Raw genomic sequence first — 15,468 nt, 5'->3', positions numbered from 1 at the left:
GCGACCCGCGACGCTTGAGCGCCTTGTTATACGCGGGCCAGTTCAGCGTCTTGTAAGTCGGTGTGTTCGGTCTGCTCATGACCTCCAGCTATCACGCTGGTTTCACAAGATGAATCCATCACAGGATTGCGCAACAGAGCCTCTTGCAGGAACACTGTGGCGAAAGCGGGGGGCAGAGCCTTGCGCGCCGTCTGCGGGAATTTTGAGGCGTTCTGCCGCAGGTTCCAACCCGTCACGTCGTTGAAGAAATACCGCGCCGCTTTGGCGTCAATCTGATCTGGCCTGAATGCGCGGCGTAGCAGCGACGAGGTCATATTGACCCCCGCAGGATCAAAATACCAGAAGCCGCGCAGATAGCCGGGATGGGCGTGGAGGATGCCGGGGCGGATCGGCTGGCGCGGCCCGATCAGAATGTGAACATGGCTTCGGTTTTGCAACAGCTGGGTGGATGCGGGTTGACCCGCCTGCACCAATCCCGTGGCGATGCCTTCCGCTTGCGCCTTGGCCCCCAGCTTTCAAAGAAATCAAACCGACCAGATGCCAGATCATCATGCCAGCTTTCGCCAGCATGCACGATCAGGCTGGGCGCGTGGGCATCAAAATGGGGTGGAAACGTGGGCATCGGTTACTCGGCAAGGACCGCTTCAGCCTAGCCCGCCTGCATGACTCAGACCAGAGGCATCCGCCGCATCTGCCCCGGTGCATCGGGGTCGCGGTATTTGTTCGGCCCCCGTTTTCCACCAACAGCAGCGCGCAATAGGCAACCCGGTCGGCATCCAGCTCGCCGCTTGGTGCTTTGCGAAGGCATGCGGGGCGGCTATGCTATGCGAATGATCCGCGCTTTGCCCTTTCTGATCGGCCTATGCCTTGCCACCCCGGCCGTGGCAGAATTTGCCGTCTGCAACCAAAGCTTTGACGTGGTGAACGTCGCCATTGGCCAAGATGTTGAGGGCGAGTTTCAAACCGAAGGTTGGTGGACCATCGGCCCAAACCAATGCGCCAACGTGATCAAGGAAGAGCTGAGCAGCCGCTACATCTATCTGTATGCGCAGGATGTGTTCGGCCAGCCGATCCTGAACGGCACCACACAGATGTGCGTTTCACCCCGCAAGTTTTCCATCCGCGGCATCAATGAGTGCTGGTCGCGCGGCGATATCTCGGCGGGGTTTATCGAGGTCGATACGCTGAAAACCCAGCGCTGGACGTTGTTCCTGGCGGCAACGCCGTAGGGGGGCATTCTGCCCCCTCGCGTTTCACGCTCACTCCCTGAGGATACTTGCGCACAGAGGATGGGCAATTTTATCTAAGTTTTAGCCAATTCGCGCCGCTAGTCAGGGGAACGGCGCTGCGCTAGGCTTGCATCGGTTCATCTGCGGTATTTCAGCTTATTCCGGCAAGGTTGGCATGGAAATCGATCCCCGATTCAAGGCGGCGCGCGCGCGCTCGGCGCAGCGGCGGCGCAATGCCGTGGCCGTGCCCGTGGTGCTGTGGGTCGCGGGGATTCTGGCGCTTGGCGGGATCGGAGCGGCGCTGTATTTCGGCGGGGTGGTGACTCTGGGCACGCCTGATCATCCGATTGATGTTGCGGATGACGCCGCCCCCTCGACCTATGTCTCGGCCTTTGTTGATCTTGCAGGCGATCCAATGGCGTTGCGGTTTGATACCGGGGCGGCGCAGAAAACCCGTAAGATTTTGCGCCCAATAGATATTCCGGCAGATCGGGCGGGCAATGAACTGTCATTGTTGACCGATGATCTGATCACCGGCGAGGAAAAACTGATCACGACACTGCCGTCAAGTCGCGAGGATTTCGCCTATTTTCAGGCGCAGCGCACGGCGCAGGTGGCCTTGCCGAAGCCACAACTGCCGTCTGAACAGCCCGCCGAGACCGTGGTGGTCGCCGATGGTGATGCCAGTTGGGGGGAGAATATGGACGGCACCACCACGCCGGAAACCTATGTCAAAACCCGGATCGAGAACACCACCAGCGTCAATTTCATTCTGCCCGAGGCGCAACGCAAGCCGCCTTATCAGGATACATTCCTGCGGCTGAAGGATACCACGGATCTCGCCGGGCTGATGGCGGCGAATGGGATGGAGGCAGGTGCGGCCAAGCGTTTTGCGGATGCTGCGGCCTTGCTGGTGCCGGAATTCGCCAGCCTTGGGCCGGGGAAGATTTTGGCAATGCGGGCGGCGAACCGTTCTGGTGTCATGGTGCCGGTGCAAGCCTCGCTTTACACCAAGACCGACTATTTCGGCTCGGTCGCGGTGAATGATGCAGGATCTGTGGTGACGTCGGCTGACCCTTGGGTCGAAGAGGATCTGTTCAGCTTCGCGGGCGATCAGGGGACGGCGGATGTTGATACCAGCCGCAAATACCGGATGTTGGATACGTTCTATTCGGCGGCGATCCGTAATGGTGTGCCGTCAGCCGTGGTCGCTGAAACCATTGTGATGATGAGCCAGGCTTTTGATATGGATAGCTTTGCGGCCCCCGGCGATAAGATGATCCTGCTCTATTCCAAGGACGCGGGCACCGGCGGCTCTGGCCCCGGCCAAGTTCTGTATGCCGCGATCAGGGGCGAGGGCAAGGTGCTGGAATGCCATGTCTTCAAGCCTGTGGGCAAAGAAGATTTCGCCTGTTTCGTGCCGGGTGGTGTGGCAAGCAGTGGTGGTGGCGTCAGTCTGCGGGCAGGCATGGTGACGCCCGCAAAGGGGGTGCTGACCTCACGCTTTGGCCCCCGGATGCATCCGATTTTGAAAGTGCTGAAACTGCATCGCGGCACCGATTGGGCGGCGCCCAGTGGCACGCCGGTGATGGCTGCGTTTGACGGCACGGTGTTGCTGGCGGGGGATGGCGGCAGTTATGGCAACTTGGTCAAGCTGTCTCATGCCGGAGGGACAGAGACGCGCTATGCTCATCTGAGTGCCTTTGCCGATGGTATCAAGGCGGGGGATGTGGTCGCGGCAGGGCAGTTGATCGGCTATATTGGCACCACCGGCCAATCTACCGGGCCGCATCTGCATTTCGAGCTGTATGAGAATGGTGAAGCGGTAGACCCGTTGGCCGCTGGTGGCACGATGGTGGCGGAAGGCGGCGGCTCGGCGGTGGAAACGCTGGTTGATCAGATCATCCGGGTGGAATCTGGTGGCAAGGCGGATGCGAAAAACCCGCTGTCGACGGCCACCGGCCTGGGCCAGTTCATTGAAAGCACTTGGATCAGGATGATGGGTCAGTATCGCCCCGATCTGGCCAGCACGATGGGCCGTGCCGAACTGCTGGCGCTGCGCAATGATCCCACCATCAGCCGTGAAATGGTGACGGCGCTGGCCCGTGAAGGCGAAAGCTATCTGCGCGCGCGCGGTCATGGCATCACCGCAGGGCGGCTGTATCTGTGCCATTTCCTTGGGGCCGAGGGCGCGAATATGGTGCTGAAGGCACAGGATGATCAGTTGGTGGGTGATGTGATGGGCAGCGGCGTGGTCAAAGCCAATCCGTTTCTGGCAGGCCGCACGATCGCCTATGTCAAGGAATGGGCCGAGCTGAAGATGAGCCGCAAGGGTGGTGCCAGCTTGCCCGCCGTGGCGGTGACGCCGCCCGAAGTTCTGGCCTATCAGAAGATCATCGCCGGGATTCTGGGCACGCCTATATAGCTGAGGTGCGTGCAAGCACACACCCTAGCCAAGTTGCGATGTAGGGTGCGTGCTTGCACGCAGCGCTTGTTACCCAAATTCGTAGCCGATCTTGCCGTCTTTCATCACAATCTCCACCGTTTTCATCTCTGTCTGCGACACCATGCGCGACAGCACTTCGCGGCTCAGATCAGGCAGGATGGTGTTGGTGATGATGTTGTCCACCATGCGGCCACCCGAATCCGGGTCTTTACACTGATCGACGATGTAGGCCATCACCTCGGGTGAAACCGTCATCACCGCGCCGTGGTTTTCCTTCATCCGGCGCACGATGGCTTTCAGTTTCAGCTTCACGATCCCCGCCAGCACATCCGTCGACAGCGGGAAATACGGGATCGTCACGATGCGGCCCAGCAAGGCAGGTGGGAACACGCGGGTCAGGTAGGGCTTCATCGCCTCGGTCAGATCTTCCACCGCAGGCTTGGTTTCACCCTTTTCGGCCATATCCATGATCACTTCGGTGCCGACGTTCGAAGTCAGCAAAATCAGCGTGTTCTTGAAGTTGATCGGGCGGCCCGAGCCATCTTCCATGATGCCCTTGTCGAAGACCTGAAAGAACAGCTCATGCACATCGGAATGCGCCTTCTCGATCTCATCCAGCAGCACCACCGAATGCGGTTTGCGGCGCACGGCTTCGGTCAGCCGCCCACCTTCACCATATCCGACATAGCCGGGAGGGGCGCCTTTCAGCAGAGACACCGTATGCGCCTCTTGGAATTCGGACATGTTGATGGTGATGATATTCTGCTCGCCGCCATAAACTGCCTCGGCCAACGCCAGCGCAGTTTCGGTTTTACCCACCCCGGAAGGCCCGCAGAGCATGAACACGCCAATCGGTTTGTTCGGGTTTGACAGCTTGGCGCTAGAGGTCTCGATCCGCTTGGCAATCATTTCCAAGCCGTGATCCTGCCCGATCACCCGTTCTTTCAGCCGATCCCCCAAGGTCAGGATCATCTGCAATTCGTCCGAAACCATCCGCCCCGCCGGAATCCCGGTCCAATCCGAGATGATCGAGGCAACCGATTGCTCATCCACATGGCTATAGACCATCCGGTCATCCGGCTTGGTTTCCTCAAGCCCGGTCATCTTGCCCGCAAGTTGACCGCGCAGCGTCGCAGTATCCGCACCTTCCTCGGCCAACGAGGCACGCAGGGCGAGGATCTCATCCACCATCGCCTTTTCGCCGCTATACATCGCCTCGGTCACGGCCAATTCGCCCTCGGCCACCGCCTGTTCAGCCTGCGCTTCCTTGATGCGATCCTCATTGACCTCACCCAGATCGCGCTGGGCTTCCTTGGCGGCGATTTCCGACGCCAAAGCCTGAATCTTTACCCGAAGATCCTGCACCTTGGCAGGGGTGGTGGATTGGCTGATCGCCACCCGCGCGCAAGCGGTATCCAGCAGCGACACCGCCTTGTCGGGCAGTTGCCGCGACGGGATATAGCGTGACGACAGGTTCACGGCGGCTACCACAGCTTCATCCGAAATCCGCACGCCGTGGTGCTTTTCCATCGGCGCAAGGATACCGCGCAGCATGTAGCAGGCGCGTTCAATCGAGGGTTCATCAATGGTGATCGGCTGGAACCGCCGGGTCATCGCCGGGTCTTTCTCGAAGTATTTCGCATACTCCATCCAGGTCGTCGCCCCCACCGTGCGCAGGGTGCCGCGTGCCAGAGCGGGTTTCAAAAGGTTCGCGGCATCACCGGTGCCAGCAGTGCCACCTGCCCCCATAAGCGTATGAATTTCATCAATAAACAGGATGATTGGCACGGGTGAACCCTGCACCTCGTCGATCACCGACCGCAAGCGTTGCTCAAATTCACCCTTCATGCTGGCCCCAGCCTGCATCAGCCCAAGGTCGAGCATGAACAGCTTGGTTCCCTGCAGTTTCGGCGGCACATCGCCCGCCGCCAACCTTTGCGCAAAGCCTTCGACCACAGCGGTTTTACCCACCCCAGCCTCTCCGGTCAGGATCGGGTTGTTCTGGCGGCGGCGCAGCAAAATGTCGATGATCTGACGGATTTCCTCATCCCGCCCGACAATCGGGTCCATCTTGCCCGATGCCGCGACGGCGGTCATATCCACCGCGAACCGATCCAGCGCGGTCGTACCGGTCGCCCCCCCAGCCGCCGCAGCGCCCGCTGCCGCTCGGCCAACCCCGGTGCCGTCCATCGGGCGCATGTCTTCTTCGTCGCTATCCTTCCACGCGCCGCGCGCCTCATTCACCAATGTGTCGACGTTGATTTCAGCAAACACCTTCGACATCTGCACCAGCTTGGTGCGGGCTTCTTTATCCTTCAGCGCGGCCACCAGAATGTGCCCAGTCCTGATCTGCGCCTCGCCAAACAGCAGCGTCGCATAGCGCCAGCCGTGATCCATCACCGTCGTCATTGATTCCGAGACCGACGGCATTTCGGTGGCACTTTTGCGGAAACTGTCGATCACCAGCGCCAGATCTTTCTCCAGCTTGGCGCGGTCCAGCTTGAAATGGTTCAGCGTGGCCGAGATATCCGATTTCGGGTTCTGCACGATATGGAACAGCCAATGCGACAGTTCCACATTGCGGTTGCCCTCGTTTTTCGCGTGGCGCAAAGACTGCAAGAACGCATCATAGCCGACACGGTTCAGCTTTCCGGCGACTGTTTCAAGGCTAATATCGGCCATGGCGAATTCCTTTCAATGTCGTTTTCAAATGTCAGGCAGAGCGATGGTCCGAGGCAAAAACCGCATCGGATCGGTATGTTCCGGGCTCAGACGGGGGCGGGGCAAGCCAGCCGGTCCAGCCCAAAGCGGCCCCCTTGCCCAAGGCAACACCTTTGATCTGATCGGCGGGCAATGAGGGTGCAATCTCTACCTCGGTCTCATGGCCAAGATATGTGAACAAAAGTTCAGTCAAGCGCTGAAAGCTGCTGCCACCGGGCAGAAAGCTTTGATATTGCGGCAGACTTTCCGTTTTGATCGCAACCCGGATTTTCTCATTCACCGATTGCACGCGGCTGCCCAACCGACAATCACGCCCCAACCCTGAATTTGCCGCCCCCAATCTGGTCAGATCCGATGGCTCAAATCCCAGCCAGACCGGTACGTTTTCCTCAATCTCGACCGTCACACCGCAGAGACTTTCCAAGATCTGTCGCAGCCGCGCCGGGCTTTTCACCCGTGCCATCGCGATGCCAACCAAGGGTAGCCGCGCCATATCCGGCACCGTGCCGCGTCCCTGTAACGCGGGCGAGGCAAGACCAATCGGCGCGCCGACATAGGTCTGAAACCGATCATCGCCGGGATGATCATATTGGGTGATGCCGCGTGCGTCCGACCAAGCACGGAAGAAAAGCTGCTGAAAACGGTTGGTGAACAGATCAGCCAGCCGCACGAAAGCTTCGTCGCGGAACATATACCACTGCTGCACCTCTGCCGTGGTGTTCAGCGGCAAAGCGCCCTGCGGGCCGAAATAACCCAGAAAATTAGAGCGAACGCGCAATTTTCTATCAGCGTTTTCAACAACTTGGCTGACGTTGTGATCAGGGAACGCCTGAAACGGTTCCTGCCCCAGACGCACGATTTCTTCGCGCATGTTCTGGTTGCGGCCGATCCTTGGCCGCTGTGGCTGGCCGCGTTCAATCTCTCGCAGCAGTGCCAGAAAGCCAAAAACACCCGGATCAGCCTTCAGGGCATCGCGGCGCGGGCTCATAGCAGCGGTCCTTGCCCGGTGCGCGGCCGGAAGCTCTTGATGGTGCCGCGCTGATCGCTGGTCAGCACCAGTTGGGTAAAGCTGTTGATGCTGGCGTATTCGGCGAAAAACCGATCCAGCACCGCGCCAAGCAGAAACACGCCCGAGCCTTCAAACGCCCGCTCGTCGAACCGCAGCGTCACTTCGGTGCCGCGCGCGGCATGATAGCCGCCGGCGCGCTGAATGGTGCGGGTGACCGGACGGCTGGTGACCGCTTTCAGCCCCTGCAACTGTCGTTCCGTCACCTGCGCCGAGACATCGGTGAACAGCGTCAACAACTCACGCAGTGCCGCCGCCTCATCCCGGCTGCCCCGGTTGTCGAGGCCCAGAAAATTCAGCGACAGAAAGGAAATCAACCGCCACTGCACCGGGCCAGCCTTGGCACGATGCGGTGCGCTTTCGTCCAGCTCCAACACCGATTCACGCGGATTGGTCGGGCCTGCGATGCAGCGCAGCGGGATCGCTGTATCATCGTTCAGGCGGAAATCGGCCCCACCTTGGGCGATGGGCAAATACTGCGGCAAGTGCCGGTTGGAGCAGAGCAGTTTGATCTGCAAGCGTTTCACCCGCTCGGCACTGTCAAGATGGCCGGGCTCATAGATCGAGATGAAGCTTTCGGTCCCGGTATAGCCCTGCACCTGCCCGAACCGCTTTTCCTTTGCGGTCAGACGGCGTGGGCGCTGTTTGGCGGTGTAATACAGCGCCTCACGCGGGGCCATCACGTCAGCGGGCAGGCCATACAAAGGATGCACGGGGATCTTGGTTTTCACCCCGGCATAATAGGCAAAAACCTCGGTAATACGGTGCACTTCGTAATGCGAGGCGGGGCTGGAATCCGCGCTGACAAGGTAGTCGTGGCGCAATGTGTCCAACTTCACCTGTGCGCAGTTTTCCTCAAACAGGTTGATCGCCGGGGTGGCAAACAGGCGAAAATTCTCGGCCGTGATGCGCGCGGGCAGGCTGGGGCGCACCGCGTTCATCTCGATCATCAGATCAAAGCCCGCGGCGGCAATGCGCGGCAGCACCTTGCGCAGACCTTGCAGGCGAAAGCCCAAGAACTTCTGCGGAAATAGAAAAAACTCGCGCAGCAGGGTAAAGCCCCGGAACACGCGCGTGTCTTCAGGGAAGATCGCCTCGGTCTCGTCAAAGCCGATCTGGTCAAGCCAGCCGGGTTCCAGCCGCAGAAATACCGGGTCGCCGCGCGCATCCAGATAGCGGACCGTCGCACGGGTGGCATTAGTGAACAGATGTTCATAAACCGCAATCTGCTCGCCCAGATCGCCGGTCAGATACACGGGCAGGCTGTCGGCCTGAATGGCACTGACGGGTTTGCCGGGTTTATCCTTTTGCGCAGCAGAAGCGGGGCGCAGGAAAGACAGGATCAACCCGCCAGCCGTATCGGCCGCCACATCCAGCCCCAAAGCCTGAAACCCGGTCGGACCGGCAACAAACCGCGCCGTGATCAGCCGCAGCGGCCACAGCGTCAGCGGCGCAGACAGCCGGAAGCGGCAGGAAATCCGCTGATCCCGATCTACATAGCGGGCATCCAGATAGCTGCCGGCGGGGAAGTTCTTGCCCTTTTCCAGCTCATCCTCGGCATAGTTCGGTTCGGCTTGCGCGAGGATGGCCGAGGGCGTTGGTGCCATGAAGTTCGGCAAAAGCTGATCAAGCAACTCGCCGGTAAAGGTGTCAAATTCGCTGTCCAGCTTCAGCTGCACGCGGGCGGCCATGAAAGCCGCGCCTTCCAGCAGGCCCGCGACGGCCGGATCGAGGTTGTCTTGCGTCAGCCCGCCCAAACGCTCGGCAATGCCGGGGAAATCCTCGGCAAATTCCTTGGCACCCTCATACAACAGGGCCAGTTCGCGGTTATAGGCTTCAAGAAACGCCCGGTTCATCCGCGCACCACAAGGTTTGACAGCGCGACTTTGCCTGCGCCCGTGTCAATTTCGGCGACGAATTCCAGCGGCACATCGACCGGGCGCGCCGCCATCTCGGCGGTGATGTCAAAGGCGATGCGCTGTGCGGCATCCGCCTCGGGGCGCCGCATTTTCACCACCAGCGTTTCGGCGATCAGACGTGGTTCATGCGCAAGCAGGGCATTGCGCAGATCGCGGGCCACTTGTGCGTTGCGGTGATCGTCTACCGTCAGCCGCGACATATCGGGGATCCCGTAGTTCAAGATCGACTTCTTCACATAATCCAATCCATTCAAGGGGCTGGAGGCCTCAAGATGAATGGTGGCCATCAGATTTCCAAGATCAATCGCCAGATGATCGCGCAGCGTTGCCTGCCCTGCACCTTCCCGGCGCTCAATCGTCCGCGCCGACAGCACCCGGCCATCGGTATCGGTCAGCACATCTTCTCGCGCCTTGGCATCCCGTTCGCGTGAGGCTTGGCGGAACACGTTCATCAGAGAGACTTGGAAAAGACCGTCACGCTCTGCCATCGGTCGACTTTCTTGCGATCAAACCGCCCGCCAAACCCGAGTGCATCCTCAAGCGGTGATCAGGAGAAAGGCCGGGCGAGAACAACCCGCCCGGCCTTTGATATCAGGAGCCTTTGTTGGTCGCGAGATCGTATTTCTTCTGCACTTTCGCGCCCTGGCCACCCGCAGCGGTCTGCTGCCAATAGGTCAGTGTCAACTCGCGGAAGTTGAAGCCGAAGGATTCGTTGATCAACGCGCCCTGACCGCCGCCCGAGCCGGTTTGATACGACGATACCAGCACGTCTTTCATCTCGAACTGGAAATAGACCATTGCCTTGTCGCCAGTGGCTTTGCGCACGAACAGCGTCGCATCCGGGATATGCTTGCCTGTGGCGCAAGCGATCATCAGTTCCGGCGAGGCTTTGCAGATCAGTTTCTGGAAATGCATGTCCTGCACCACCGAACGCCCTGCGCCGCCGCCTGCGCCCGAACCGGCGCTGAATGTGCCTTGCTGGGTGACGCCCCAGCTGTAGCTTTCAATATTCAGGTGGTCTTTGAATTGGTCATCGGTGGATTCACCGTTGATGTTGCTGCCAACCTTCAGAAAAATGTCTGTACCGGCCATCTGTACTCTCCTTTGAATGTAACTTTAGCTGCCGGGCACCCATGTGAGTTCGGGCCCCAGCCGCGACTTATTTGCCAGACGGCAGCTTGGAGACCAGGCTCATCCCGATATCCATGCCTTCCAGCTGATAGTGCGGACGAAGGAAGAATTTGCCGACATAGTAGCCGGGGTTTTCTTCATCCGCGATCACTTCCACCTTGGCCGCAGCCAAGGGCATCAAGGCTTTCTCCCGCTCAGATGCGGTGCCAGGGTTACCGTGAACATACTGGTTGATCCAGTTTTGCAGCTCTTTCTCCAGCTGCGCCTGTTCGCGGTTTGAACCGACCATGTCCCGCACCATGCACTTCAGATAATGGCTGAAGCGCGAGATCGCGAAGATATAGGGGATGCGCGAAGACAGATTGTCCGAGGCCGTGGCCTCTTCGTTCTGATATTTCTTCGGTCGGTACAACGATTGCGCGCCCAAGAATGCGGCGCGGTCGGTGTTCTTGCGGTGGATCAGTGGCATGATCCCCGATTTGGAAAGCTCGCCTTCGCGGCGGTCGCTGATCGCAAACTCGGTCGGGCATTTCATATCGGTCGAGCCATCGCCGGTGTCGAAATTATGCACCGGCAGGCTGGAAATCTCGCCGCCCGAGGTGACACCGCGAATTTGCACGGTCCAGCCATATTCCTTATGGGCGCGGTTGATGTTCACCGCCATCGCATGGGCGGCGTTCATCCAGGCGTATTGCTTGCCTTCGTGGCCGTCGGTGACTTCCTCGAAGTTAAACTCTTCCACCGGCTCGCCATTCTGACCGTAGGGCGAGCGTGACAGCACACGCGGCATCGCCAGCGCGATATAGCGCGAGTTTTCCGAGTCGCGCAGCGAGTTCCAGCCCGCATAGTCAGGCGTGTCGAACACCGTGGACAGATCACGCGGATTGCCAAGCTCGTTCCAGCTGTCCATCCCCATCAGGGTCGGCGCAGGTGAGGTGATGAAAGGCGCATGTGCTGCGGCCGCAATCTTGCCCAGATCGCGCAGCAGGCGGACATCGCTTGAAGAATGGTCAAACGCAAAGTCGCCGACCAGCGCACCAAAGGGCTGGCCGCCCAACTGGCCAAACTCAGCCTCGTAGATCTTTTTGAACAACGGGCTTTGGTCCCATTTGGCACCCGGATAGCCGCGCAGTTCCTTGTCGAGTTCGGTCTTCGAGATGTTCATCACCTGCAACTTCAGCGTTGCATCGGACTCGGTGTTGTTCACCGTGTAAGCCAACCCACGCCAAGAGCTTTCCAGCTTTTGATACTCGGCGTTGTGGATGATCTCATTGACCTGTGCCGACAGCTTTTCGTCGATCTTGGCCAGCATCTTGTCGATGGTATCCAGAATATCATCGGCAATCACGCTGTCATCGGCCAAGGCCTCACGCACCAGCGTGCCGACGGCATTTTCAACCTCGCGCGCGGCGACATCGCTGCGCGGTTTGAAATTCTGTTTCAGGATTGCCGAGAATTCATCCAACTCGTGCAGGGCGCCACCGGCTCCGCCGTCTTGTTGCAGTTCAGTTGCCATGTCGATGTCCTAAAATGTCTTGTGGAAAACGCGGCCTGCAACGGCGCGCGGGCTACGGATTTACTCTTCGCCCTCGGGCTTGGTGGCGGCACGGCGTTCATTCAGCGCAGCCATCAGTGCCGGGTCAGCCAGCAACTGCTTCAGTTGTTCCTGCGCCCCGGATTTGCCGTTCATGTAACGCGCAAGGTTGGCAAGTTGCTGCCGCGCCTCCAGCAATGTGTTCAGGGCGGGCACCTGCCGGGCGATTTCACCGGGCGACAGGTCAGCCATTTTCTTGAAGTTCAGGTTGATCGAAAGCTTGCCGCCCTGTTCCGGGTCAAGCTTGTTGTCAACGTTGATCGCCAGACCCGGCGAGACGCTTTCCATAAAGTCATCCAGCGTGTCAGAAGACACAGCGGTAAACTCACGCTCGGCGACAGGCAGCTTTTCGACTTTGCTGGCATTGCCAGACAGGTCCGACATGATGCCCATCACAAAGGGCAGTTCGACCTGCTTGTTCGCTTCAATCGGATCGGCATAAGAAATCTGCACACGCGGCGGTCGATTGCGTTTGATAAAGCCGGTGGCTGAATCGGAAGAGGCCATAACAATTCTCCTGTCTAATACGAAAAGGAAAGCCGCAGCGGCGCTACAAGTCAACTGATTTCAACTCTGCGCCAGAAACGGGCATTTGGTCAAATAAAACGGTGGTCAGCCCTGCAAAATAAGGCCGCAAAATCAGGAAGGCGGAATCAATTCGCGCACGAGTGCGTGGAAGTCTTTAGACAGCATATTCCGGGCTTTGAACAGCAGGATCGGAATTGGGCTGGCAGGTTCGCGCATCCGAAAGAAATCTTCGATCTGCTTCAGGATCTGACCTGCATGATCGCGGCTGACCACCTCGGGCGCGGCTGGATCGTTTTCATCCGGGGTTGCGTAGTCGTCACTGGCGATATTCGCCTGTCCCGACAGATCGCGCATCCGCGCCATCGAGATCGCAAATCCGGTTTCAGTGCCAAAGCTGATCGTCGCGTAACCCGCCGAGTTTTCAAGCAAAGCGTCCAAAGCTTCCACCAAGGGCCGCCCGATCAATAGCCGCGATTGCGTCACCAGCACCAGCGCCAGCGAGGCCGGTTCGGTGGTGGCAAAATAACGCTCCACCGCTTGCAACAGCTGATAAGCGATGCGGTGGTTCGGCACTTCAGTCGTGCCGGTTTGCACGGTGATCGTGGTGGCTGCACCCGCTGAAATCGGGGCCGCAGCCTCGCCCTCGGTCCCCTCAACCACCGGAGCTACGGCCGCGCCCAGATCACCGCGGGCCGCGACCACCATCGCCAGAATATCGGCCAGCTTGTCATCCAGCCGGTCCAGCTTGGGCGCGAAGGGTTGCGCGCCCGATTGGCACAGTTGAACAATGGTCTTGATTGCGGCCCGCAGCCCGGTCAACTGCGCATAAAGCGCATCGACGGCCTTGGCATTCTCTGCCGAGCTCAGCGCGCCGGTGATATTGCCAACATCTCCCGGCTGCTCGCCCTCGCGCGTCGGAATTTTGCCCGAAGCGGTGCCATAGCCGCGATAGATCACATCGCCGATCCGCTTGTCGGTCAGCAAGATCGCATAGTCCAATGGGGCGGCAATCGTCGCCAGCGCGTTGAGTTCCTCAATCGCGTTGCGCCGATCCACCGCATCCACCGGATGCACGTCACCGGGATAGGCCTCTATCAAACCGGCAAAGCCCATCACCGCATCGGCAAAGCCCTTGAAGCGGCCCGCGAGGATCTGAAACTTCGCCTCAAGCCCCAACAGCCGCAAATCGCGGCTGCGCTTCAGCAGCGCATCTATCTGCGCGGATTCAGCTTTCTGATCGACAGATTTGGCGTCAAACAGCGTGCCACGCACCATGTTGAAGTAACTGGTGGGCAGGCGGTCTTCGACATTGAAGTAATAGTCGCAATAATCCGGGTCATCCAGCGCAAGCAGGTCTTCACCGCAGGGCGCGTCCGGCGAGATCGGCTTGATCAGATCATCCAGCCGCATCGGGAAAGATTACTTGCGGTTCGCAGCAACACGCGCAGGCTGCGGTTTCGGCAACGCGGCCAGCAGGCCAGTGCCAAGAAGAAGGGTGATCAATGCGGCAGTCATTGTCGGTCCTTTGCAAAACTTATGTGAAGGCTAGCGCCGCGCTGCGGCATGGTCAACCGCCGTTTTTCGGAGTGGCGGACTTCACCGCTTCATCGTAAGCGTCAGAGAAATAGGCCAAAAACACATCCAGCATGCCGTTTTCATAGGGATGCGTCTTGGCATCCCAACGTTCGACAAACAATTCCCAAGCCCGCGCCTTTTTCGATGACATGATTCCACCCGTGGATCGCTCTTCAATCGACTCGGGCGAAAGGTCTTCCAACAGCCGTGCCAGCGCAGGCTGCATCGCCGCGTAAACTGCGGTTTGGTGGCGTTTCACATCGTCAAAACCTTGGTTGAACGCCGCCACCGCCCCCAGATAACTCTCGGTCTTCTGCGCGAACATCGTGGTCAGCGCTTCTGTCGCGTTCGGCTTGAACTTCAATGGCGAGTTGTTCACCCCGCCGATCATCGTCCGGCTGGAACTTTTGACAAATTGCTTCGCCGCCGCTCGCGCACCCAACAGCGCCATCAACTGCTCGGTCGCGATGCGCAAGGATTTGCCAATGTCTTCGCCCAGTTGCGTCACATCCACCTTCGACAGACTGCCCGCAGGCAACCCCGCGCCTTTGCAGATCGCATCCAGCAGCGGCAAAGCTTCGGCCGGGGCTTCGATCTGCGCGGGCGCGGGTTTCAGCGGAAACGGTTCAGAAGCGGGCGGGGTAGGCGGCGGCGCACTCACCACCGGGGGCGGCGTTGTCACCGCTTGCGGCAACGGGCTGGCAGGTGGCGCAATCGGCACATCCTGTGGCGGCGTGGTCGGTGTGAAAGCCGCAGGGCGCGGGTTTTCGACGAAACTATCGCCAAACTGCCCCGCCAGTGCCTGCGATGGCCGCGTCGGTGGCGGCAGCGGCGTGGTCGAGAATTGCGGCATCGGCGATGGGCTGGGCGCAAGGCTCCACGGATCGGATACCGGGGCCACGGGCGCAGGCGCAAAACTTGCCGCTGAAGGATCCACCACCAGCACCCGGATGATATACTGACCCACCTGCAAGCGTTCATTATGCGTCAGCGCCAAGGGCGACGACACCCGCATCGCCGCGCCATAAATAAACGTGCCGTTGGTCGAAATGTCGTTCAGCCAGAACTGACCATCGCGAAACGTCACCTCAAAATGCCGGCTGGAGATATGGCGGTTCGGATCGGGCAGCGTCCAATCCATCGCGGAATCGCGGCCCACTTCAAAGCCGCGGGCAGTTGCCGAAAACTCCAGCGGCCCACCATCCGGCAGGCTATCCAAATTCTCAATCCGCAGGGTCAGTTTCATTCCGGGGGCATTT

The 15,468-nt window shown here is 59.5% G+C and carries 12 protein-coding genes; 2 read left to right on the top strand and 10 right to left on the bottom strand.

Features of this window, described 5'->3' with window-relative positions; genetic code table 11:
- Positions 1-26: 26 nt before the first annotated feature.
- Positions 27-437 carry a hypothetical protein gene (locus tag U1A24_RS01065; protein ID WP_322320139.1) on the bottom strand — a complete coding sequence of 137 codons (411 nt, stop codon included), beginning with the start codon at positions 435-437 and terminating at the stop codon, positions 27-29.
- A gap of 393 nt (positions 438-830) precedes the next feature.
- Here U1A24_RS01065 and U1A24_RS01060 point away from each other — a divergent pair, with 393 nt between their 5' ends.
- Together U1A24_RS01060 and U1A24_RS01055 are read left to right on the top strand one after the other, a co-directional pair.
- Entirely contained in the window at positions 831-1,229 is a 399-nt protein-coding gene (locus tag U1A24_RS01060; RefSeq protein ID WP_322320138.1) for a DUF1036 domain-containing protein, read from the top strand.
- A 175-nt stretch (positions 1,230-1,404) separates the two neighbouring features.
- Positions 1,405-3,654 carry a M23 family metallopeptidase gene (locus U1A24_RS01055; protein ID WP_322320137.1) on the top strand — a complete coding sequence of 750 codons (2,250 nt, stop codon included), beginning with the start codon at positions 1,405-1,407 and terminating at the stop codon, positions 3,652-3,654.
- A gap of 69 nt (positions 3,655-3,723) precedes the next feature.
- Here U1A24_RS01055 and tssH read toward each other — a convergent pair whose 3' ends face one another.
- The 9 genes from tssH to tagH form a co-directional block, all read right to left on the bottom strand.
- Positions 3,724-6,357, bottom strand: a complete 2,634-nt coding sequence (gene tssH / locus U1A24_RS01050; protein ID WP_322320136.1) for a type VI secretion system ATPase TssH — start codon at positions 6,355-6,357, stop codon at positions 3,724-3,726.
- Between the two features lie 31 nt (positions 6,358-6,388).
- Positions 6,389-7,384 carry a type VI secretion system baseplate subunit TssG gene (tssG, locus tag U1A24_RS01045; protein WP_322320135.1) on the bottom strand — a complete coding sequence of 332 codons (996 nt, stop codon included), beginning with the start codon at positions 7,382-7,384 and terminating at the stop codon, positions 6,389-6,391.
- Positions 7,381-9,318: a type VI secretion system baseplate subunit TssF gene (gene tssF / locus U1A24_RS01040; protein WP_322320134.1), complete on the bottom strand. Its 1,938-nt coding sequence runs from the start codon at positions 9,316-9,318 to the stop codon at positions 7,381-7,383. The genes tssG and tssF overlap by 4 nt, the downstream gene beginning before the upstream one ends.
- A complete protein-coding gene (gene tssE, locus U1A24_RS01035; protein WP_322320133.1) occupies positions 9,315-9,869 on the bottom strand; it encodes a type VI secretion system baseplate subunit TssE in 555 nt (184 codons plus the stop codon). The genes tssF and tssE overlap by 4 nt, the downstream gene beginning before the upstream one ends.
- 103 nt (positions 9,870-9,972) lie before the next feature.
- Positions 9,973-10,473, bottom strand: a complete 501-nt coding sequence (locus U1A24_RS01030; RefSeq protein WP_322320132.1) for a type VI secretion system tube protein Hcp — start codon at positions 10,471-10,473, stop codon at positions 9,973-9,975.
- A gap of 67 nt (positions 10,474-10,540) precedes the next feature.
- Entirely contained in the window at positions 10,541-12,028 is a 1,488-nt protein-coding gene (gene tssC, locus U1A24_RS01025) for a type VI secretion system contractile sheath large subunit (RefSeq protein ID WP_322320131.1), read from the bottom strand.
- A gap of 60 nt (positions 12,029-12,088) precedes the next feature.
- Complete coding sequence (tssB, locus tag U1A24_RS01020) at positions 12,089-12,613, bottom strand: type VI secretion system contractile sheath small subunit (RefSeq protein ID WP_322320130.1); 525 nt, start codon at positions 12,611-12,613, stop codon at positions 12,089-12,091.
- Positions 12,614-12,745: 132 nt separating this feature from the next.
- Positions 12,746-14,044 carry an ImpA family type VI secretion system protein gene (locus tag U1A24_RS01015; protein ID WP_322320129.1) on the bottom strand — a complete coding sequence of 433 codons (1,299 nt, stop codon included), beginning with the start codon at positions 14,042-14,044 and terminating at the stop codon, positions 12,746-12,748.
- Positions 14,045-14,201: 157 nt separating this feature from the next.
- Positions 14,202-15,455, bottom strand: a complete 1,254-nt coding sequence (gene tagH / locus U1A24_RS01010) for a type VI secretion system-associated FHA domain protein TagH (RefSeq protein ID WP_322320128.1) — start codon at positions 15,453-15,455, stop codon at positions 14,202-14,204.
- Positions 15,456-15,468 lie beyond the last annotated feature (13 nt).

Origin of the sequence: Cypionkella sp., assembly GCF_034376685.1 — a bacterium.
Taxonomy (GTDB): Bacteria; Pseudomonadota; Alphaproteobacteria; order Rhodobacterales; family Rhodobacteraceae; genus Cypionkella.
This window is presented reverse-complemented; position numbering and strand designations above follow the sequence as displayed.